18 protein-coding genes and 1 pseudogene are annotated in these 21,185 nt (G+C 66.0%); 10 read left to right on the top strand and 9 right to left on the bottom strand.

Features of this window, described 5'->3' with window-relative positions; translation table 11 throughout:
• Nucleotides 1-257 precede the first annotated feature (257 nt).
• Together QFZ53_RS18790 and QFZ53_RS18785 are read right to left on the bottom strand one after the other, a co-directional pair.
• Nucleotides 258-467 carry a methyltransferase gene (locus tag QFZ53_RS18790; RefSeq protein ID WP_292910994.1) on the bottom strand — a complete coding sequence of 70 codons (210 nt, stop codon included), beginning with the start codon at nucleotides 465-467 and terminating at the stop codon, nucleotides 258-260.
• Nucleotides 468-550: 83 nt separating this feature from the next.
• Nucleotides 551-1,591 (bottom strand): LLM class flavin-dependent oxidoreductase, encoded by a 1,041-nt coding sequence (locus QFZ53_RS18785; RefSeq protein ID WP_307298951.1) that lies wholly within the window; start codon nucleotides 1,589-1,591, stop codon nucleotides 551-553.
• A gap of 256 nt (nucleotides 1,592-1,847) precedes the next feature.
• On the opposite strand from QFZ53_RS18785, the gene QFZ53_RS18780 reads away from it, so the two are divergent.
• Both QFZ53_RS18780 and QFZ53_RS18775 read left to right on the top strand, forming a co-directional pair.
• Complete coding sequence (locus tag QFZ53_RS18780; protein WP_307298949.1) at nucleotides 1,848-2,489, top strand: phosphoribosyltransferase; 642 nt, start codon at nucleotides 1,848-1,850, stop codon at nucleotides 2,487-2,489.
• 27 nt (nucleotides 2,490-2,516) lie between these two features.
• Nucleotides 2,517-4,241, top strand: a complete 1,725-nt coding sequence (locus QFZ53_RS18775; protein WP_307298947.1) for a cation:proton antiporter — start codon at nucleotides 2,517-2,519, stop codon at nucleotides 4,239-4,241.
• A 218-nt stretch (nucleotides 4,242-4,459) separates the two neighbouring features.
• Here QFZ53_RS18775 and QFZ53_RS18770 read toward each other — a convergent pair.
• From QFZ53_RS18770 to QFZ53_RS18760, 3 genes and pseudogenes are all read right to left on the bottom strand, one after another.
• Nucleotides 4,460-5,876 (bottom strand): annotated as a pseudogene (locus QFZ53_RS18770) (dicarboxylate/amino acid:cation symporter).
• Between the two features lie 230 nt (nucleotides 5,877-6,106).
• Nucleotides 6,107-6,439 (bottom strand): hypothetical protein, encoded by a 333-nt coding sequence (locus QFZ53_RS18765; protein WP_292911008.1) that lies wholly within the window; start codon nucleotides 6,437-6,439, stop codon nucleotides 6,107-6,109.
• 77 nt (nucleotides 6,440-6,516) lie between these two features.
• A complete protein-coding gene (locus QFZ53_RS18760; protein WP_292911010.1) occupies nucleotides 6,517-6,792 on the bottom strand; it encodes a helix-turn-helix domain-containing protein in 276 nt (91 codons plus the stop codon).
• Between the two features lie 106 nt (nucleotides 6,793-6,898).
• On the opposite strand from QFZ53_RS18760, the gene QFZ53_RS18755 reads away from it, so the two are divergent.
• From QFZ53_RS18755 to QFZ53_RS18745, 3 genes are read left to right on the top strand one after another with little or no spacing between them, the layout of a single operon-like run.
• The gene (locus QFZ53_RS18755; RefSeq protein WP_292911012.1) at nucleotides 6,899-7,555 is read left to right on the top strand and encodes an N-6 DNA methylase; all 657 of its coding nucleotides are present in this window, start codon (nucleotides 6,899-6,901) and stop codon (nucleotides 7,553-7,555) included.
• Complete coding sequence (locus QFZ53_RS18750; RefSeq protein WP_307298944.1) at nucleotides 7,552-9,216, top strand: Eco57I restriction-modification methylase domain-containing protein; 1,665 nt, start codon at nucleotides 7,552-7,554, stop codon at nucleotides 9,214-9,216. Before QFZ53_RS18755 ends, QFZ53_RS18750 begins: the two co-directional genes overlap by 4 nt.
• Nucleotides 9,213-11,744 (top strand): GIY-YIG nuclease family protein, encoded by a 2,532-nt coding sequence (locus QFZ53_RS18745; RefSeq protein WP_307298943.1) that lies wholly within the window; start codon nucleotides 9,213-9,215, stop codon nucleotides 11,742-11,744. The genes QFZ53_RS18750 and QFZ53_RS18745 overlap by 4 nt, the downstream gene beginning before the upstream one ends.
• Before the next feature lie 30 nt (nucleotides 11,745-11,774).
• Here the strand turns inward: QFZ53_RS18745 and QFZ53_RS18740 are convergent, their stop codons facing one another.
• The 3 genes from QFZ53_RS18740 to QFZ53_RS18730 all read right to left on the bottom strand — a co-directional run bounded on the left by QFZ53_RS18740 (nucleotide 11,775) and on the right by QFZ53_RS18730 (nucleotide 14,456).
• On the bottom strand, nucleotides 11,775-12,098 hold the full coding sequence (locus QFZ53_RS18740; RefSeq protein ID WP_307298942.1) for a DNA-binding protein: 324 nt from the start codon (nucleotides 12,096-12,098) through the stop codon (nucleotides 11,775-11,777).
• Between the two features lie 89 nt (nucleotides 12,099-12,187).
• The gene (locus QFZ53_RS18735; RefSeq protein ID WP_307299447.1) at nucleotides 12,188-12,412 is read right to left on the bottom strand and encodes an AbrB/MazE/SpoVT family DNA-binding domain-containing protein; all 225 of its coding nucleotides are present in this window, start codon (nucleotides 12,410-12,412) and stop codon (nucleotides 12,188-12,190) included.
• A 109-nt stretch (nucleotides 12,413-12,521) separates the two neighbouring features.
• Complete coding sequence (locus QFZ53_RS18730; protein ID WP_307298941.1) at nucleotides 12,522-14,456, bottom strand: hypothetical protein; 1,935 nt, start codon at nucleotides 14,454-14,456, stop codon at nucleotides 12,522-12,524.
• Nucleotides 14,457-14,637: 181 nt separating this feature from the next.
• Between QFZ53_RS18730 and QFZ53_RS18725 the strand changes: the two genes are divergently transcribed.
• The 5 genes from QFZ53_RS18725 to QFZ53_RS18705 all read left to right on the top strand — a co-directional run bounded on the left by QFZ53_RS18725 (nucleotide 14,638) and on the right by QFZ53_RS18705 (nucleotide 19,627).
• Entirely contained in the window at nucleotides 14,638-14,802 is a 165-nt protein-coding gene (locus tag QFZ53_RS18725) for a hypothetical protein (RefSeq protein WP_307298940.1), read from the top strand.
• A 198-nt stretch (nucleotides 14,803-15,000) separates the two neighbouring features.
• Nucleotides 15,001-17,529, top strand: a complete 2,529-nt coding sequence (locus QFZ53_RS18720) for an ATP-dependent Clp protease ATP-binding subunit (protein WP_307298939.1) — start codon at nucleotides 15,001-15,003, stop codon at nucleotides 17,527-17,529.
• Nucleotides 17,530-17,788: 259 nt separating this feature from the next.
• On the top strand, nucleotides 17,789-18,292 hold the full coding sequence (locus QFZ53_RS18715; protein WP_292909503.1) for an amino-acid N-acetyltransferase: 504 nt from the start codon (nucleotides 17,789-17,791) through the stop codon (nucleotides 18,290-18,292).
• Nucleotides 18,293-18,301: 9 nt separating this feature from the next.
• Entirely contained in the window at nucleotides 18,302-18,952 is a 651-nt protein-coding gene (locus QFZ53_RS18710) for a hypothetical protein (protein WP_307298937.1), read from the top strand.
• A 264-nt stretch (nucleotides 18,953-19,216) separates the two neighbouring features.
• The gene (locus tag QFZ53_RS18705) at nucleotides 19,217-19,627 is read left to right on the top strand and encodes a dehydrogenase (RefSeq protein ID WP_292909505.1); all 411 of its coding nucleotides are present in this window, start codon (nucleotides 19,217-19,219) and stop codon (nucleotides 19,625-19,627) included.
• Between the two features lie 13 nt (nucleotides 19,628-19,640).
• Here QFZ53_RS18705 and radA read toward each other — a convergent pair whose 3' ends face one another.
• Nucleotides 19,641-21,008 (bottom strand): DNA repair protein RadA, encoded by a 1,368-nt coding sequence (gene radA / locus QFZ53_RS18700; protein WP_307298935.1) that lies wholly within the window; start codon nucleotides 21,006-21,008, stop codon nucleotides 19,641-19,643.
• Nucleotides 21,009-21,185: the final 177 nt, after the last annotated feature.

The following is a 21,185-nucleotide window of genomic DNA, read 5'->3' as shown; positions in this document are numbered from 1 at the left end:
CTCGGCGGATGCCGATTTCCTGAGCGTCTTGCACAGTGAAGCTGCCGCCGAGGCTCTCGGGGAGGGGGATCCGGTGTCGCATCGCCCCATGGTGCGCGATGCGACGGCGGAGCCGTGAGCCGAACTTTGACGCTTTCCCGCGAACCGTGGATAACTCGCGCCTGTGGATAGGCTGTCGTGGCGCGTGAGTGGTCGAATCAGCATCCCTGCCAGGAAAATCCGATGCGCATCTGACCACCCACGAAAATATGCTCTCGTCAGTGCTCGCGGAACATCGGCCAGGAGCTGCCCGGCGTCATGTGCGCGTGCAACGCTCCCTTCGCCGACGCCAGACTCGGGTAGGTGCCCACAGCGGCATCCGAGCCCGCCATCACCACCGTGTACCCGTCGTCGTCGTGGCGGATGCTCCCGACGACTCCGTTCGTGCCGTAAGCGACCCACAGGGCCAGGGTCTTCGTCGTGCTCATCATCGAACCCCTTCCGTCGGGCCCGACGCTACCCCTGTCCTCGGGGAAAGGCCAGGGGTTGACACGTCGCCGCCCGAGGGTCGTCAGATCGACGCGGCGATCAGCTCCAGCGTCTGTGCGCGGCCCGGCGAGGAATCCCGGGGTTCCGATTCGTACGACGCGGCCACGGGGGAGAGCATGACCTCGTCCACGCCGTAGCGCTCGGCGAACGCGTTCACCTCTGCAGCCACCGACTCGCCCGTGCCGACGAACCACCGCTCGCGGGCCGCCGAGACGACCTGGTCGGTCGCGGCATCCGACTCTGCGGAGACGGCCTGCTCGACCGTCTCGAGCGGGGTGAGCGGTTTGTTCAGGCGCAGCCGGGACATCATCCGCAGCTGCGGCAGCGCCCTGGCCTCGGCCTCCTCCTGGGTGGGGGCGGCGACCGCGTTCACTGTCAGGAACGTCCGGGGCTCGGGGTGCTCTTCGCTCGGGCGGTAGCTGGAGCGGTACAGATCCAGGGCGCGTTCGAGGCCCTGGCCCGAGAAGTGGTTCGCGAACACGTAGGGCAGGCCGGCGGATGCCGCGAGCTGCGCCGAGTAGTCGCTCGAGCCGAGGAGCCAGATCTCGGGGGCTCCGGTGGCCGCCGGCGTCGCGTGCACGGTGTACTCGCCGCCGGAGGTGAACCGCACGGTCGCGCCCTCGCCGCCCAGGAGTGCACCGATGTCCTGCACGTGCCGGGGGAACTGCTCGACGTCGCTGGTCGTTCCGGATCCGCGCAGCAGCTGCGTGATCACGGGGTCGCTGCCCGGCGCGCGGCCGAGGCCGAGGTCGATCCGGCCGGGGGCGATCGCCTCGAGCGCCGCGAACTGCTCGGCGACGATGAGCGGCGCATGGTTGGGCAGCATGACTCCGCCGGAGCCGAGACGGATGCTCGTGGTGCGGCTCGCCGCGGCTGCGATCAGCACAGGGGGAGTCGTGGATGCCACGGCCGGCATGTTGTGGTGCTCGGCGAACCAGTAGCGACGGTAGCCGAGCCGGTCGGCGATCTGCGCGAGGCTCAGCGATGCGGAGATCGCCTCAGCGCTGGTCTGCCCGGTGCGCACCGGGACGAGGTCGAGGACGGAGAGCGAGGTGGAAGTCATCACCTACCGCAACGGCGAGGGAGGGCGGGGAATTCCCGCTCTCCCTCGGTGGCCGCTGCGCGTCAGGCGGCGACCGGCTGACGAGGCTCTAACGCGTCGGCGAGAGCCGTGCGCCCGAGCCGGTACTTGATGTGCCATGCGGCGCTGCAGCTGGTCTCGATCTCGAGGAGGAGAACGCGAGCCTGCGGGATCAGGCCGACGACGCGGGGTCTTGACCCGCGCCGCGCGGCGAGGTAGTCCGGAGGAGGAGGACGCCGTGGACAGGTTCAGGGATCGAAGAGAGGCGGGGCGGATGCTCGGAGCCCGCCTCGCCGAGGATCCCCCGCCCGAGCCCGTGGTGCTCGGGCTGCCGCGCGGCGGGGTGCCGGTCGCCGCTGAGGTCGCGGCTGCGCTCGCAGCGCGGCTCGACGTGCTGGTGGTGCGCAAGCTCGGCGTGCCCTGGCACGAGGAGGTCGCGATGGGCGCGGTCGGCGAAGAAGGAGCGCGCGTGCTCAACCCGGCGGTCCTCGAGGCCGCTGGGGTGTCGGATGCCGACCTGGAGCGCGTCGAGCGCCGGGAGCGCGCCGAAGTGGAGCAGCGCGCGGGCCGGTTCCGTGAGGGACGCACGATCTCCGACCTGCGCGGTCGCACCGCCATCCTCGTCGACGACGGCATAGCGACCGGCGCGACGGTTCGCGCGGCGTGCGCGATCGCACGGGCGCGCGGCGCGGCATCCGTCGTCGTGGCCGTGCCGGTCGCGGATCCCGACGCCGCGCGATGGCTCGTCGAAAGCGGAGATGCCGACGACGTCGTGGTCCTGCAGGTGCCCGAGGACTTCATGGCGGTGGGGATGCACTACCTCGATTTCCGCCAGGTCGGCGACGGCGAGGCGGTCGAGCTGCTGCGCCGCTCTCCCTGAGCCTGCGCACCCCAGTACCGTGGGGGCATGGATGCTGAGCTCTTCTACATACTGGTCGGCAGCGTCGTCGTCGCGGCGATCTCGCGCTGGCGCGGCTGGCCGGCGCCGCTCGTCGTCACCGTCGCAGCCCTCGCGGCATCCTTCCTCCCCTTCGTGCCCGATCTCGACATCGACGGGCATGTCCTGCTCAACCTCGTGCTGCCGCCGCTGCTCTACTCGGCGGCGCTGGACGTGTCGTTCGTCGGGTTCAAGCGCAGCCTGCCGCAGATCCAGCGCCTCGGCATCTGGCTCGTCCTGCTCACGACGCTCGCAGTCGGGCTGGTCGCCTGGCTGATCCTGCCGTCGCTGACATTGCCCGGCGCGCTGCTGCTCGGGGCGATCGTCGCCCCGCCCGACGCCGTGTCGGCGGCCGCGATCGGACGCAAGCTGGGGTTGCCTCGGCGCATCATGAACGTGCTGTCGGGCGAGAGCCTGATCAACGATGCGACCTCGCTGACCCTGTACCGCGTGTTCGCGCTCATCCTGGCGGGGGCCACAGTCACGATCCCGAACGGCGTCTGGCAGTTCGTGCTGGCCGTGGTGATCGGCGTGGCGATCGGGCTCGTCTTCGGCATCGGGCTGCACCAGCTGCGCATGCGCATCGGCGACGCCGTCGTGATCGGCACCTTCGGTCTGCTCGCACCGTTCGGCGCCTACGCGATCGCCGAGCATCTGGGCGGGTCGGGTGTGCTGGCCGTCGTCGCCATGGGCATCTACGTGGGCTTCAACTCGCCGCGCACCGACTACACGACGCGACAGCAGGAGAAGCCGCTGTGGTCGTCGGCCGATCTGCTGCTCGAGAGCTTCGTCTTCGCGTACATCGGTCTGCAGTTCCCGCGCGTGCTCAGCGATCTGGGGAGCGAGTCGGTCGCGCAGATCCTGTGGCTGTCGGCGGCGGTGCTCGCGGTGGTGCTGCTGGTGCGCCCGCTGTACGTGTTCCCGGTGAACGCCTGGGCGAACCGCGCCGATCGGCGACGGCTCGCCCGGGTCGATCGGGGCATCGAGTCCGGCGTATTCGACCAGCGGCGCAAGAAGTCCCGGCGCTGGCGACAGTACAGCGCGGATGAGCTGCGGACGCAGATCGTGCGCGAGCGGATGGCGGGGCTCCAGCTCACGTGGAAGGACAACGCGGTCATCTCCTGGGCCGGCATGCGCGGCGTCGTCACGCTGGCCACCGCTCTCGCCGCGGCCGATCTCGCGACCCTGGGGACTGAAGCCTCGCACGCGATCGTCGTCGTCGCGTTCATCGTCACGGTCGGAACACTCCTGTTGCAGGGGCTGACACTGCCCATGCTGATCACGAGGCTCGACATCGCGAGCGACAGCGAGCACGAGGAGGATGCCGCGGCCCTCGCCGCTGTGCAGGCCAAGACCCGCGAGGCGGGCAAGGAGTTCCTCGCAGCACGGCGCGTGGAGTGGGAGTCGACGCACGGGCGGGTAGACCTCGGCCTGTTCGACGCGTTCGCGAAGCGGATGACGCGGGTCGAGAAGGATGCCGACGAGGCGCAGCAGGTGGAGGACGCCGTGACCCGGCCCTCGTTCGACGAGCTCATCGTACTGTCGCGCGGATGGCTGAAGGTGCGGCGCGAGATCGTGCTCGCCGAGCGCGACGCGGGAAACCTCGACGAAGAGGTCATGCGCGAGCTGCTCGCCGCGATGGATGCCGAAGAACTCGCTCTCGACACCCGGAGCGTGACGCGGCAGCAGCGGTAGAGGTGGTGTCGGGGTCGCTCAGGGCCCCGCCCCCTTGAGCAACTACTCCCCGGGGTGTGCGTTGTGGTCGCGCTTCGTGCGGGAGGCGACCTTTTGGCGCACCTCGGTGGGCCGCATCAGCTGGGCGGATCGCCGGCAGCGACGTATCGGTTCGATCCAGTGGGGTAACGCACAAGCGCCTCGTCCTTGAACAGGGCGAGGCGCTCGTGGGGAGGTGATCAGCGCGCGCCGACCGTCTCCTTGTCCGCGTCCGATTCCGGCGCCTCGTCGCCCGAGTCGTCGGCGAAGGGCAGGCCCTCGCGCGGCGCGTTGTAGAGGTGTTCGTCGAGAATGCCCTCGCGCTTGGCGACGATGGTCGGGACGAGCGCCTGGCCGGCGACGTTGACCGCAGTGCGGCCCATGTCGAGGATCGGGTCGATCGCGATGAGCAGACCCACTCCGGCGAGGGGCAGGCCCAGGGTCGAGAGCGTCAGCGTGAGCATGACGATCGCGCCCGTGGTGCCGGCGGTCGCTGCGGAGCCGACGACCGAGACCACGACGATCATGATGTACTGCCACCACTCCAGCTGGATGCCGAAGAACTGGGCGACGAAGATCGCGGCGATGGCCGGGTAGATGGCGGCGCAGCCGTCCATCTCTCGTGGTCGCGCCCAGCGGCACGGCGAAGGAGGCGTAGGAGCGGGGCACGCCGAGGTTGCGCTCGGTGACTCGCTCGGTCAGCGGCAGCGTTCCGATCGAGGAGCGGCTGACGAAGGCCAGCTGCACGGCGGGCCAGACGCCGGAGAAGTACTGCTTGATCGACAGTCCGTTGGTCTTGATGATGATCGGGTAGACCACGAAGAGCACGAGGGCGAGGCCGATGTAGATCGCGATCGCGAACCAGCCGAGCGAGGCCAGCTTCTCCCAGCCGTACTTGACGACGGCCGCGCCGATCAGGCCGAAGGTGCCGAGCGGGGCGATGCGGATGATCCACCACAGCACGCGCTGGATGACCTTGAGCAGCGACTCGGTGAAGGCGAGGAACGGCTCGGCCTTCTTGCCGGCCTTCAGAGCGGCGATGCCGACGGCCACGGCGACGACGATGATCTGCAGCACGTTGAAGCCGATGCTTGAGGTCGCGCTGCCGGACTCCGGATCGACGGAGGTGCTGACGGTCAGGCCCAGGAAGTTCTGCGGGATGAGGCCGGTGAGGAAGTTCCACCAGGTGCCGACCGTGTACGGGTCGCCCTCCTGCAGGCCTTCGCCGGCGCGGGATCCGGGCTGGATGATCAAGCCGAGACCGATGCCGATGACGACGGCGATGAACGCGGTGTAGGCGAACCACAGCAGCGTCTGGCCCGCGAGGCGCGCCGCGTTCTGCACGCGGCGCAGGTTCGAGATGCTCGCGACGATCGCGGTGAAGATCAGAGGGATGACGGCGGCGCGCAGCAGCGTCACGTACGAGCTGCCGATCGTGTCGAGGGTGGCGGACAAGCCGTTCGGCGCCTCCACGGTGGCGCCCGCGTTCCGCGCGATCAGGCCGGCGACGACGCCGAGGACGAGGGCGGCGATGATCTGGAAGCCGAACGAGGTCAGCAGTTTGCGAACGGGTCCGCGGGTGTCGGGCGCCTTGGCGGCGCGCGTGGCAGTACTCATAGCAGTGGGAAGACTCCAAGAAGCGCGGCGTGCCGAGTGCACGCGGGATGTTTCAACGCTACGTCTGGCTGGGAATTCCCTGGATGGAGATGACGAAGGATGACGGATGCCGACGGCATCCGTCATCTTCCTCGTCCGCTTGGTCGTTGAGCGAGCGGAGCGAGACGAAGCGTCTCAGGCGGTGGAGCCTGTTCTCCGGTCGTTGAGCGAGCGGAGCGAGACGAAGCGTCTCAGGCGGTGCACTCGTCGTAGTTGTCCTGGAGGATCTTCTGCGTCAGGGTGGCGTCTTCGGTGCTCGACGCCTGGTCCTTGCCCTGGGCGATGTAGTTCAAGGTGTCGTTGCTGAGATCAGAGTCGACGAGATAGCCGGCGAAGCAGTCGGCGGCATCATCGGTGAAGACGTCGCCCTGATCCTGCGACTCGAAGAACTTGATCAGGCCGTCGGAGACCTGGTCGACGCTGGGGCGACTCGCGCTGCAGGCGGCGAGCGAGAACGCGAGAGCTGCGACGGGCACGGCGAGCAGCAGGCGGGCGGGGAGGCGCAGATTCCGGTCGATGTTCATGGCTACACCGTACGCCGGGCACAGCGGATCGATAGGACGATGCGGTGGGGAGAAGTGCCCATGGGTGAGCTGCTCGATCAGCTGGCGCGGCGGCGGGCGTCGGTGAGCGGCGTCGCGAAGTCGGCGGAAGAGACCTCGTCGATGAACGCGCCCGGCGACGCGTGGAGTGCCTCCGAGATGCGCACGAGTGTCAGGATGCTGAGCATCGAGCGTCCTGATTCGTAGCTGCGGATGTTCGAGGAATCGATGCCGCTGAGCACCGCCAGCTGGTCCTGTGTGAGCCCTTTGCTCTTGCGCTCCTCAGCGATTCGGCTGCCGATCAGGGCGGCAGCGGCGGAGGGGGTTCGGGGCACCCGACAAGCCTGATCGCGCCCGGTCGTTGACGCCAGGGCGCATGTCCCCGGGTACTTGTACACTCACGATGTGAACAAGGGGACGGATGCTGCGCCTGAGCAGCTGGTGAAGTCGCGCAAGCGTGTGGCTGATCATGGCGAGGTGTTCACTCCGCGATGGCTGGTCGACGACATGCTCGATCTGGTCAAGGGGGAGACCGAGCGCATAGACTCACGGTTTCTCGAGCCCGCGTGCGGGTCGGGCAACTTCCTGGTGCCCGTGCTCGAGCGGAAGCTCGCGGCCGTCGAGGCTCGCCATGGGCGAAGCGAGTTCGAAAAGCGTCACTATGCGTTGTTCGCGCTGATGTGCATCTATGGGATCGAACTGCTCCAAGACAACGCTGTCGAGTGCCGCGAAAACCTCAAGGGTACATTCACCCGGTATCTACGACTCGATACTCGAGTGCTGAGCGAGGAACGCAGTGACGAGACGAAACGGGCCGATGACTCCGACTGGCTTCGAGCCGCGTCGGTGGTCCTCGATTCGAACATCATCCAGGGTGATGCGCTGGCGATGACGAAGGCGCCTTCTGGTGATCCGATCGCATTCCCGGAATGGGGATACCTCGGGCGCGGCAAGTTCCAGCGGCGGGACTTTCACTACGGCAGCCTCACGCAGCGCGCCGCGGCCTCCGAGGGTCTCTTCACGCATTTCGAGGAGCACGAGATCTTCACCCCCGTCAAGACCTACCCGGCGATGACAGTGAAGGAGCTCGCGGCATGACCCGGCAGGCAGCCTTCGCCCTTCGCGGACACAATCCCGACGTTCTCACGTGCATCGCGAACCTCTCCAACGACGAGGTCTTCACGCCCCCCGAGTTCGCGAACCAGATGCTCGACACGCTCGAGGAGGCGTGGGCAGAGTCGAACGACGGCGCCTCGATCTGGGCCGACCCGAACGTCACGTTCCTCGATCCGTTCACGAAGTCGGGCGTCTTCCTCCGCGAGATCACGCGGCGGCTGACGATGGGGCTCGAGTCTCAGATCTCGGGCCTCGAGGAGAGGGTCGACCACATCCTCACGAATCAGGTCTTCGGCATCGGCGTTACTCGCCTGACGTCGCTCCTCGCGAGGCGGAGCGTCTACTGCTCGAAGGATGCCACGGGAGAACACTCGATCGCGAAGAGCTTCGACCGCGACTGGGGCAACATCTGGTTCGAGCGGACCGAGCACACATGGACCGGTGGAACCCGGAAGCATGACCTGCTGGACGCAGACGGTTCACCGGTTGTCATCGGAAGGCGGTGCAGATTCTGCAGCGCCTCAGAAGACGAATACTCCCGTGGCTCTGGTCTTGAATCCCATGCGTACGCCTTCATCCACACAGACAACATCAAGGCTCGGGTCAACGAGCTGTTCGGAGCCGACATGCAGTTCGACGTCATCATCGGAAACCCGCCGTACCAACTCGACGACGGCGGGTTCGGTTCAAGCGCGGCGCCGATCTATCAGCTGTTCGTGGAGCAGGCGAAGGCTCTCGGGCCGAGGATCCTGTCGATGGTCATCCCGGCCAGGTGGTACGCGGGGGGAAAAGGGCTGTCTGAGTTCCGTGCGGCCATGCTGCAGGACCGTCGCATGAGGGTGCTCGATGACTATCCCAGCACAACGGATGTCTTTCCGGGTGTGAACAACCGTGGAGGCATCTGCACGTTCCTCTGGGAAGACGGCTCCGACGGTGATGTTCTCGTCCGTACCCACGAGGGGGGTCAGGTCATCTCGGAACTGTCGAGGCCCTTGCTCGAGCCAGGAGCCGACACATTCATCCGCTACAACGAGGGCCTGGAGATTCTCCGCAAGGTCGTTGCGACGGAGGGCGGTTCAGCCACGGATGTATCCCTGCCTAGCAACGTCCGGTTCGCAGAGATGGTCAGCTCGAGAAAGCCGTTCGGCCTGGCTACGAATTTCACCGGGCATAACGACCGACGGCCCGAGGACCTCACGCTGTACAGAAACGGCGGCACAGCCTTCGTTTCCCGGGCGGACGTCACCGTGGGTGCGGCACTCATCGATACCACCAAGCTCTTCGTTTCCTATGCGAGTCCCGGAAGCGATGACTATCCGCACCTCGTTCTGTCCAAGCCCATCATCGCGGGTCCCGGTGAGGTCGCAACGGAGACCTACCTCGCGATCGGGCCGTTTGCGAGCGACGCCGAAGCGCGAAACGCGGCCGCGTACATGGGGACGCAGTTCTTCCGATTCATGCTCACACTCCTGCGAATCTCTCAGCACGTGACGAGAAGCGTCTACGCGTTCGCGCCAACGCAGGATTTCACCCGCGCGTGGACTGACGACGACCTCGCGGAGAAGTATGGCCTCACAGCAGAGGACCTTGCATTCATCGCCCGGTTCGTGAAGCCGGTCGCATGGGCAGGGGCCTTCTCGTGAGTCGGAACGCAGAAGATCTCTTCCGGCCCAAGTCGAGCTCGCGCCTCCGCATCTACGCATACTCGATCGCTGACGACGCCCACGCAGGCCTGCTCAAGGTCGGCCAGACGACGCAGGACGTCAGGGCTCGCATCGCGCAACAGGTGAAGACGGCTGCGATCCAGAACTACGAGATCGTGCTCGATGAGCTAGCAGAGAAGCTGGACGGGTCGACGTTCAGCGACCATGACGTGCGGGCCCGGCTGAAGCAGAAGGGTTTCAAGAATCCCACGCTCGAGTGGATGGAATGCTCGGTCGACGACGTCCGCACCGCGATCGCCGAACTCCGTGACGGCGCGATCTACCAGGGATCGCATCACCTCGATTTCCCGCCCCGTGTGGAGCAGCGGGCCGCCGTGGACAAGACCTACTGGTATTTCCAGGACCGCTGGGCAGAAGACGCCGATGCGGTTCCGGAGTTCCTCTGGAACGCGAAGATGCGCTTCGGCAAGACGTTCACGACCTACCAGCTCGCGAAGAAGCTCGACGCGAAACGCGTCCTGGTGGTCACCTTCAAGCCGGCCGTCGAGCAGGCTTGGGAGACCGATCTGAAGAGTCACGTCGACTTCGACGGCTGGCAGTACATCTCGAAGACGACAGGGAGCGACCCCGCATCCGTCGATGCCGAGCATCCGCTGGTCTTCTTCGGTTCTTTCCAGGACCTGATGGGCACCGACAAGGCCGGCAACTTCAAAGCGAAGCACAAGTGGCTCACCGAACTCGCCTGGGATCTCGTCGTGTTCGACGAGTACCATTTCGGAGCCTGGCGCGATGCGGCCAAGGAGCTGTTCGAAGGCGAGGAAGAGGCGAAGAAGGAAGAAGCTGCCGAATTCACGGCTGCTGAGCAGACCTTCGCTGAGGAACTCGAGGAGCAGGGAGCAGACGAAGACGCGTTCGTCCCGATCAAGGCGAACGCCTACCTCTATCTATCCGGCACCCCCTTCAAAGTGCTGAACGAGGGGCGGTTCATCGAGGAGCAGATCTTCAACTGGACCTATGCCGACGAGCAGCGCGCCAAGGGGGAGTTCGCGCGTCAGCATCCGGACCAGAAGAACCCATACGCGTCACTTCCCGAGATGCGCCTGTTCACCTATCAGATGCCAGACGAGCTGCTCGCGATCGCCAGCCAGGGAGAGTTCGACGAGTTCGACCTGAACGCATTCTTCGAGGCCAAGGGCAGCGGCGCGGAAGCCGAGTTCGTACACAAGGACGAAGTGCAGAAGTGGCTCGACATCATCCGCGGCTCGTATCTGCCCACGCAGGTGGACGCGTTGAAAACCGGCGAGAAGCCTCCGTTCCCTTATTCCGATACGCGTCTGCTGCCGTACTTGCAGCATTCGCTGTGGATGCTGCCGCGTACAGCATCGTGCGCGGCCATGGCGAACCTGCTCGCCGAGAAACAGAACGTCTTCTGGCATGACTACACGGTTGTGAACGTGTCAGCCCCGGGCGTCGGCGTCGGGCTCGCCGCGCTTCCGCCAGTCACGGATGCGATCGGCAACGGACACGACACGAAGACCATCACGCTCACGGTCGGCAAGCTGACCACCGGGGTGACGGTTCCGCAGTGGTCGTCGATCCTCATGCTGCGTAACCTCCAGGCGCCGGAGACCTACTTCCAGGCCGCTTTCCGCGTGCAGTCGCCGTGGACGATCCGCAACCCGAATGGCGACGATCCGAACGCGGAGGAGATACTCAAACCGGTCTGCTTCGTCTTCGACTTCGCGCCGACCAGGGCGCTGAAGCAGATCAGCGAGTACGGGCTCGGGCTCGACCCGAAAGCCGACAACCCTGAGCGCGCTGTCGAAGAACTCGTCTCGTTCCTGCCGGTACTCGCCTACGACGGCTCGAACATGACGCAGGTAGATGCCGCCGGCATTCTGGATATGGCGATGGCGGGTACCTCGGCGACCCTGCTCGCCCGAAAGTGGGAATCCGCGGTGCTCGTAAACGTCGACAACGCGACGCTGAAGAAGATCATGTCCGACGAGAAGGCCATGGCCGCCGTCATGAACATCGAGGGCTTCCGCGCGCTGGGTTCGGCAGTGTTCGAGACGGTGGTGAACAAGAGTGAGGCGGTGTCGAAGACCAAGAAGGAGAAGGGCGACGACATCACGCCGACGGAGAAGAGGGAGCTCTCAGCGGAAGAGAAGGAGTACAAGTCGAAGCGGAAGCAGATCCAGGAGAAGCTGATCAAATTCGCCACCCGGATTCCCGCGTTCATGTACCTCACGGACTACCGCGAGAACACCCTGTACGACGTGATCACGAAGATCGAACCCGACCTCTTCCAGGCGGTCACAGGACTCACGGTCGATGACTTCAATCTTCTCGTCGGTCTCGGCGTCTTCAACGCCGGTCACATGAACCAAGCGGTGTTCGCTTTCCGCCGATATGAAGATGCTTCACTGTCGTACACCGGGGTCGAATCCCACGAGGGGCTACGGCATTACGGTCTGTACGACACGGTCGTGGCGATGGAGGCGTGACCGCGCTCGCCCGCCGCTCGGCGTAGCCCGTCATCCACCTCGCGGTGAGATGAGTGCGAGTTCCGGAAAGTACGCGTTGTAGCGGCTGGCATCTCTGCTCAGCAATCGCAGGCCGGTCATTGCGGCATGGGCGTTGATGAAGAAGCCTGGCAAGGTAGAGGTTCTCGAGCCGCCCCGACGTCGATACTCGACGAATGCGATGCCAGCGAGAAATCCTGCTTCGTACGGTAGCGGGTCGCGGCGAATGCTCAGCGGGTGGAGTGCGGAGTCGAGCGCATGTTCCGAACCGAACCGAATCGACAGCTCTGCATAGATGAGCGGATTGATGATCAGCGGGCCGGGTGCCTTGAGCATCGGCGAGGGCGGTGGCTGACCAGTCGCTCCAGTTCGGATCATCGGTGAAGACGTGGAGAAGCACGTTCGTGTCGGCGAGCGTGCCGGACTCACTCCCCACGGGTGAGCGCCATCACTTCGTCCGTGCTGCGGCCAGGCCCCAGAATGCCGCGAACGTGCGGCACTGCACGCTGACCACGGGTGAGTTCGTGATTGCGCACGATCCGCAACACTCCGGAGCCACCGATCACGTCGACCTCGTCGCCTTCGACGAGACCGTGCCGGTGACGCAGTTCCGCCGGGATCGTCACCTGTCCTTTGCTGTTGAGCTTCATCACCGCTCCTCGCCTTCCGCGTATTACATGATTCGTTGGTGGCGTACTACGTAGTAGGCACCGTGGGGGCGGATACCAGCTGAACGATGCGGACGGTCCCGCCTTGGCCTCAACCACTAATGGTGGACAGGCTGCGGCTGTCCCGAGTCCGATTCACCTGGAACGCGACGAACGACCCGGCGATCACGAGACAGCCGATCGCAACTGCAAACCCATACACGGTCGCTTGCGTCATCCATACTGCGGCGCAGGCGGCGAGGCCTACGGCGGCCGCCCACGCTGTCCACACAGAACGTCCCAACGCGAGAACAGTTGCCGTCATGAGCGCGAGGTAGGTAGCGAAGGCCAGAATCGCCGCGCCCGGGAATGCGGGCACGAGCATGGCTCCCAGCATCGACGTCGCGGCCAGAAACGCGATGGTCGCATACGCCCACGGATAGTGAGGACGATGCATGAATCGACGGATCGTTCGCGACACGGGTTGTGATTGTCGTCGTGTCCACGTTCGCTGCTTGGCGACGGTCCCAAGCGCATAAGTGCACACGCCGGCGGCCCACGCGATGATGGGCGCAGACGGCCAAGATGCTACCGCGATGATGACAGCGATCAGCGTTGTCGCTCCTCGCGCGGTGCGGGCCATCCGGGCCGATGCGCTTGCCTCGTCGTTGCACATGGCGTCGTGTGCCGATGCGAGTACTTGCTTCGGGGAGGTCGATCCGGTGGCGATCTGCGAAAGGTGCCTCTCAACGTGGCGAAGGGTTTCCACGCGGTTCGAAAAGTAGGTGGTGTGATCCCACAAGGCGTTGGACTGTGCGATACGTCGGACGCGGTCAGATGACGCCAACGCGGCGAGCGGGTACGACACGGGATCGAAAGTCGCGCAGAGATCGACACCTGGAAGCTCTGATCGGCACTCGGCGATGATGCGCTCTGTGATCGGCTTGACGGAGCGACTGTAGATGATGACTATGACCGGAGCGATGATGATTGCGACTATCAACCAATCAAGCGTCGGTGACGTCGCCGAGATCAGCGCCGCAGATTGCGTGGTTAGTCGCGCCGACATCAACGAATGCTGGAGCGACACTCCAGGCGCGATGACCACGGACCAGAGGGCGATACCCGTGGAGGCGGAGGTGAGAAGTAGCGTCAATGCGGCATGGGCGGTCACCACCATGACCTGCCAGACCGCGAGTATTGCGGTGATCACGTACAGGAGCATCGCGACCAGCAGCGCGATCGTCGAACCGAGCGAGACGTCGCGCGCGGCTCGAATCGCACCGAGTACGGCTAGCCCGCTCCCCATCGTGATGAGGCTCGTGCGGCGCTTCGAACGTCGGTGTGCGGCGCTTGAGGCAATCGCCCCGCCTTGGGAGTGTCCGATGAGGACGACGTGCTCATCGGGCGGTCTTCTGATGGCCTCGGAGACCCGTTGGATCACGGCTTCGCGAGTATCCTCATCGCTTGTCCACCCCAGTGCATCCGACGCAAGCCTGCGCGTGTGTGGTGATATGAAGATCAGTGGGACTCCGAACACAAGCGCGAGCAGGGTCAGCGCGCTGATCACGAGGATCCACGCCATGCTGCGGAAGACTCTCCAGATGCCCGCCGCGACACTCATCGTCGAGCGCCATGGGTGGCGGATCGATTGGCTTACGCCGGGCAGCCCTGAGAGCACGTTCATGATGGCCCACCCGTTTACGAGAGCATGTACGCCGCACAGAGTGAGCAGCGTCCGGATGAGCCAGAAGGCCGTCGTCCAACGTCCAGGCGTCCCGATGAGGTCATACCAACTGATGGGGTCGATGACCGCCTGCGCGCCTGACGGGTGTTCGACATGCTTGTGCTTTGGCGCGAACTCCTCGCAATCGTGCTCGCATTCGGTCGATCGCCAGCCCGAACCGGAGGTGGACAGATGAGCGGCCAACCGTTCGACGGACTTCTCTGCGAACTTTTCATGGTCGTTCGTTCCGATGCCGTGCAACACCGGAACATAGATGCGGCGGAGTCGGGACGGGTGCACAGGTCTGGAGGTTGACGCCATACGACGTTGATATCCGAAGTGTCAGACATCGCCCTCATGGTGAGCCTGATGCCGACCATGCCGCTCACCGCACGCCCTGTCTCCAATCAGACTCTTGCCCGACTGGGAGCGCGCGAACGGCGTGGATGCCGTCAGCGTGCTGATGGGCGAGCGCGCGCTGCTCGCGTATCGAGAGCTCTAGGTGTTCGACCCGAACGGCATCAGGGTGCGAGCGCTGCCGATGCTCGATGCGTCCGAGCAGGTCGCGCTCGAGCGGATCACTGCGGGAGGCGGCGTTCGACTCGCAAAGGAGCGCCTGCCGTGGCCGATGGCGATGGACGCGTTGCGGGCAGCGGCATCGTCGTAGCTGTTCGGCGAGTCGTCGTGCTCGCGCCAGCACGGAGCGACTGCCGCCCGAGAGCATCCGCGCCGCCCCCTGACCGCGCTATGCCCACGGCGAACACGGGCATACAGCATCCGCCCGGTGGTTACTCTCGATGTATCAGCGCTTCGACCCTCCGTGTCCCGGCACCCGGAATGCGAGGAACGAACCAAGGAGTCAACAATGTTCGAGAGATTCACGGACCGAGCCCGTCGAGTGGTCGTCCTCGCCCAAGAAGAGGCGAAGATGCTCAACCACAACTACATCGGCACTGAGCACATCCTGCTCGGCCTCATCCACGAGGGCGAGGGCGTCGCCGCCAAGGCGCTCGAAAGTCTCGGCATCTCCCTTGACGCCGTCCGCGAGCAGGTGCAGGACATCATCGGCCAGGGTCAGCAGCAGCCGACCGGTCACATCCCCTTCACGCCGCGCGCCAAGAAGGTGCTCGAGCTCAGCCTCCGCGAGGCCCTTCAGCTCGGCCACAACTACATCGGCACCGAGCACATCCTGCTCGGCCTCATCCGCGAGGGCGAGGGTGTCGCAGCCCAGGTGCTCGTCAAGCTCGGCGCCGACCTCAACAAGGTCCGCCAGCAGGTCATCCAGCTGCTCTCCGGCGCACCCGGGCGCGAGCCCGCCGCCGTCGGCGCACAGACCAACGACTCGCCGGCCGGCGCCCAGGGCGGATCCGCCGTGCTCGACCAGTTCGGCCGCAACCTGACCCAGGCCGCCCGCGACAACAAGCTCGACCCGGTCATCGGGCGCGAGAAGGAGGCGGAGCGGGTCATGCAGATCCTCTCCCGCCGTTCCAAGAACAACCCCGTCCTGATCGGCGAGCCCGGCGTCGGCAAGACCGCCGTCGTCGAGGGCCTCGCGCAGGCCATCGTCAAGGGCGACGTGCCCGAGACGCTGAAGGACAAGCAGCTCTACTCGCTCGACCTCGGCTCGCTCATCGCCGGATCCCGCTACCGCGGAGACTTCGAGGAGCGCCTGAAGAAGGTCACCAAGGAGATCCGCACCCGCGGCGACATCATCGTCTTCATCGACGAGATCCACACCCTCGTGGGTGCGGGTGCCGCCGAAGGCGCGATCGACGCCGCCAGCATCCTGAAGCCGCTCCTCGCACGAGGCGAGCTCCAGACCATCGGCGCGACCACGCTCGACGAGTACCGCAAGCACTTCGAGAAGGATGCTGCGCTCGAGCGCCGCTTCCAGCCGGTGCAGGTGAACGAGCCGACGCTGCCGCACACGATCAACATCCTCAAGGGACTCCGCGACCGCTACGAGGCGCACCACAAGGTGCAGATCACCGATGGCGCCCTGGTCGCCGCGGCGAACCTCGCCGACCGCTACGTCTCCGACCGGTTCCTGCCCGACAAGGCGATCGACCTGATCGACGAAGCCGGCGCACGCCTGCGCCTCAGCATCCTGTCGTCCCCGCCCGAGCTGCGGGAGTTCGACGAGAAGATCGCCGACGTCCGCGAGCAGAAGGAGGTCGCCTCCGAGGAGCAGGACTTCGAGAAGGCCGCGTCGCTGCGCGACGAGGAGAAGAGTCTCCTCGCGGAGCGTCTGCGCCTCGAGAAGCAGTGGCGCTCGGGTGACGTCTCCAGCCCCGCCGTGGTCGACGAGGGTCTGATCGCCGAGGTGCTCGCTCAGGCCACCGGCATCCCGGTCTTCAAGCTCACCGAGGAGGAGTCCAGCCGACTCGTCTTCATGGAGAAGGCCCTGCACCAGCGCGTCATCGGTCAGGAGGAGGCGATCGCCGCCCTCTCCAAGACGATCCGCCGCCAGCGCGCGGGCCTCAAGGACCCGAAGCGCCCCTCTGGTTCGTTCATCTTCGCCGGCCCCACGGGTGTCGGAAAGACCGAGCTCGCCAAGGCGCTCGCCGAGTTCCTGTTCGACGACGAGGCAGCGCTCATCTCGCTCGACATGAGCGAGTTCGGCGAGAAGCACACCGTCTCGCGTCTGTTCGGCGCCCCTCCTGGATTCGTCGGATTCGAAGAGGGCGGTCAGCTCACCGAGAAGGTGCGCCGCAAGCCGTTCAGCGTGGTGCTGTTCGACGAGATCGAGAAGGCCCACCCGGACATCTTCAACTCGCTCCTGCAGATCCTCGAAGAGGGTCGCCTGACCGATGGTCAGGGTCGTGTGATCGACTTCAAGAACACCGTCATCATCATGACCACCAACCTCGGTGCTCGTGACATCGCCGGTGGTCCCGTCGGCTTCCAGATCGAGGGCAGCAACGCCACGACCTACGAGCGGATGAAGGGCAAGGTCAACGAGGAGCTGAAGCGCAATTTCAAGCCCGAGTTCCTGAACCGCGTCGACGACATCATCGTGTTCCCGCAGCTCAACAAGGAGGAGCTGGTGCAGATCGTCGATCTGTTCACCAAGCGCCTCGGCGAGCGGCTGCTCGACCGCGACATGACGATCGAGCTGTCGACCGCCGCCAAGGAGCGTCTCATCGAGATCGGGTTTGACCCGGCTCTCGGCGCGCGCCCGCTGCGTCGCGCGATGCAGCATGAGATCGAGGACCGCCTGTCGGAGAAGATCCTGCACGGCGAGCTCTCCTCGGGCGACCACGTCAAGGTCGACGCCGAGAACGGAGAGTTCCTCTTCGAGCACGGTCCGCGTGGCGAGAAGATCGCGGTCGGCGTGAACACCGGCGGCGAGATCACGGCCACCCCCGACCTGGCGGTCGCCAGCGGGGAGTGACCTCCGGTCCGCCTCGGGCGGGCTCAGGAATTGAGAAGGGGCGGATGCTGCGGCATCCGCCCCTTCGTCGTGTGAGGGGGCGTCGTGTGCGGGGACGTCGTGCCAGGGGAGACACGTCCGCCACCACGCCATACGCGTCCCACCGCGGAGTGAACGCCTGAAACCTGGTGGCGCGTCGAGAACCTGGTGGCGCGCGCGGGACGGGGCCGGGCGGGCGCGCGCAGCATCCTGGCAGGCGCGTGGACCTAGGCTTGAGTACGTGAGCGACTACATCGTCCGTCCGGCCCGCAGCACCGACATCGTCGGCATCCGCAACCTCCTGCAGCCGATGGTCGAACGTCGCATCCTCCTCGGCAAGGACCTCGCGGTGCTCTACGGCGCCGTGCAGGAGTTCGTCGTCGCCGAGGCCGACGGCGCGCTGATCGGATGCGGTGCGCTGCACGTGTTCTGGGAAGACCTCGGCGAGGTCCGCACGCTGATGGTCAGCGACGAGTGGCTGCACCACGGCGTGGGCCGGGCGATCGTCGACCGGCTCGAGGAGCACGCCAAAGCCCTCGGCCTCAGCCGACTGTTCTGCCTCACCTTCGAGACCGAGTTCTTCGGTCGCCGCGGTTACACGCCCATCGGCGAGCAGGTCGTCGACTCCGATGTGTACTCCCAGCTGCTGCGCAGCGGTGACGCCGGCGTCGAGGAGTTCCTCGACCTGGCGCACGTCAAGCCGAACACGCTCGGCAACACGCGGATGCTCAAGAAGCTCGGTTAGCCTGGAGGAATGCCCCGCCGTTCCGCCGCCGTCTATCGCCGTCGGCGGTTCGTCCTGCTTCTCGCGCTGATCGTCGTCGTCGCCGTCATCGGCGTCTCGATCTGGCTCCTGGTCGCCAAGCCCTGGGCGAACGCGGCCGAAGCCGTCGACACCCCGACGCCGACTGCGCCCGCGACCGATACGGCATCGCCCGAAGCGACCGACACCACCGGGGCCAGCGCCGAGCCGACGAACGAGGAGACTCCCGGCATCGTCGCCTGCGAGGCGAAGGACGTCGCGATCGAAGCGCTCACCGACGCCGACACCTATGAGGCGGGTGTGCTGCCGCAGCTGTCGATCCGGCTCACCAACAACGGCTCTACCGACTGCACGATCGACGTCGGATCGAGCACTCAGGTGTTCACGGTGTCCAGCGGCGACGACGTGTGGTGGCGCTCGACAGACTGCCAGCAGAATCCGAGCAGCATGATCGCGACCCTCGCGGCCGGCGCCACTGTCGAGAGCAAGACGCCTGTCACCTGGGACCGCACCCGATCGAGCGTCGAATCCTGCGCCTCAGAGAACCGTCCGCACGCCCCTGGTGGCGGCGCCTCGTACCACGTCGACGTGCAGATCGGCGGGTTCGAGGGAACGGTGTCGAAGCAGATCCTGCTCTACTGAGCGCGAATACAGACTCGTACTCAGAATTGGTGCCCACAGCATCCGTTCTTTGGGATACCATTGACTTGGCTCTCTGAACACGCGGCATCATGCCATCCCCAGTGGCGTCGACTTACAGCGTCCCCAGCGCTTCGACACCGCCGCTCGAGAGCCCAAGGGCCCTCTCGAGTACCCCAGTCCCCAATGTGGGACTCGAGAGGGCCCCAACTCTATCCAGGTCGTCTTTTCGCGCACGGCCCGATGAGCCGTGAATAAGCTGGAGTCATGGCAGCGAAGAAGGCTAAGCCCGGCAGCAAGAAACCGGCACCAGAGGAATTCCGATCGGATGCTCTGGCAGCGGCGTTGGAGAAACAGGATGTCGCCGCGGTCGCCCTGGCGCTCCGCCACGGAACCACGGTCGTTCCCCTGGTCAAGCCCGGTGCGCGCGACAACCCGCTCGACACCGGCGAAGTATGGACGTATCGGGATTCCCGCACCGGCGACCTCGCGCTTCTCCTGTTCAGCGACGCGAAGCACAAGCCCGACAATCTGCCTCCGGGCGTCGGGATCTACACCGCTGACTGGCTGAGGCAGTTCCTCGCCACTCACCCCATCACGACGGTCTTCCTCGACATCGCCGGCCCGCACCCGATGCAGGCGTCGCCCGAGGAACTGCTGAAGGCGCTCGACGCCTGAGCTTCCGCCCGAATCAGAACGGCGGGATGTCGTCTTCGTCGCGACGCTGCGTGCTGCGCGAGCGCACGTCGCCGAGCGCCGCGCGCAGTGTCTTCGAGCGATCGTCGATCACCTGTTCGTAACCGAGCCGCTTGGCCTCGGATCGGCGCTGGGCGAACTGCGTGACCGGGCGCACCTCGCCGGCGAGGCTCAGCTCTCCCACAGCGGCGACCGTGCGTGGCACCGCGCTGTTGCTCAGAGATCCCGCCACCGCGATCGCGATCGCGAGATCTGCCGCGGGCTCCGTGAAGCGCACCCCGCCCACCGTCGAGACGTACACGTCCTGGTCGCTGACCTTGATGCCGGCACGACGCTCGAGCACGGCGAGCACCATCGCGACCCGTGACCCGTCGAGCCCGTGCACGACCCGCCGCGGGTTGGGCGCCGTGGTCCTGATGGTCAGCGCCTGCACCTCGACGGGCATCGCACGGCGCCCCTCGAGCGCGATCGCGACGCACGTTCCGGGTTCTGTCGCGCCCTGCGAGAGGAACAGCCCGGAGGGGTCGGGCACCTCGGCGATGCCGTCGCCCGTCATCTCGAAGCATCCGACTTCGTCCGTCGGGCCGAAGCGGTTCTTCAGCGCTCGCAGGAAACGCAGCGAGGTCTGCCGGTCGCCTTCGAAATGGCATACGACGTCGACGAGATGCTCGAGTACGCGAGGGCCGGCGACCTGACCGTCTTTCGTGACGTGCCCGACGATGACGATCGGCAGGCCGCGCTCCTTGGCGATGCGGATCAGCGTCGAGGCCACCTCTCGCACCTGGCTGGGCTGACCCGCGGCCCCGTCGATCAGCGACGACGCCACGGTCTGCACCGAGTCGACGATCACGAGCTGGGGCTGCACCTCGTCGATGTGCCCGAGGATGGTCGCCAGATCGGTCTCGCTCGCGAGGTACAGCTCGTCGTGCAGTGCGCCCGTGCGCTCAGCGCGCAGACGCACCTGGGCGGGCGACTCTTCGGCGCTCGCGTACAGCACCCGGCGCCCGGCGATCGCGGCCTTCGCGGCCACCTCGAGCAGCAGCGTCGACTTGCCGACGCCGGGCTCGCCGCTGAGCAGGATCGCCGCTCCCGGGACGATGCCGCCACCCAGCACGCGGTCGAACTCACCGACCCCGCTGGTGCGGCGAGGCGAATCGATCGTCGTGATCTGCGTGATCGGGCGGGCGGCCCGATCGGATGCCGGCGCCACCGCTGTCACGCGCTGGACGATGCCGGTCTGTGTGCCCTGCTCCTGAATCGTGCCCCACTGCTGGCACTCGCCGCATCGGCCCGCCCACTTCGCGGTCGTCCAGCCGCATTCCGTGCAGACGAAAGCAGGGGGAGCGGGTTTGCGGGTGGCCATCACACAAGGCTAGTGGCGGCATCCGACACGGGATCCGATGTGCCCGGCCGCCCGTCTTCTGCAGGTGCGGAAGGCCGCGTCAGCGGCGCCTCCGGCCGAGTGATGCGCGGGCGCTATCGGCGGAATCCGAGATCCCTATCGCCTGGAGACGTTATTCACGGCCCAACAGGCGGATTG

The sequence above is a fragment of the Microbacterium natoriense genome, assembly GCF_030816295.1.
GTDB classification, from domain to species: Bacteria; Actinomycetota; Actinomycetes; order Actinomycetales; family Microbacteriaceae; genus Microbacterium; species Microbacterium natoriense_A.
The sequence above is the reverse complement of the archived record's forward strand: the minus strand, read 5'-3'. Positions and strand labels throughout refer to the sequence as shown.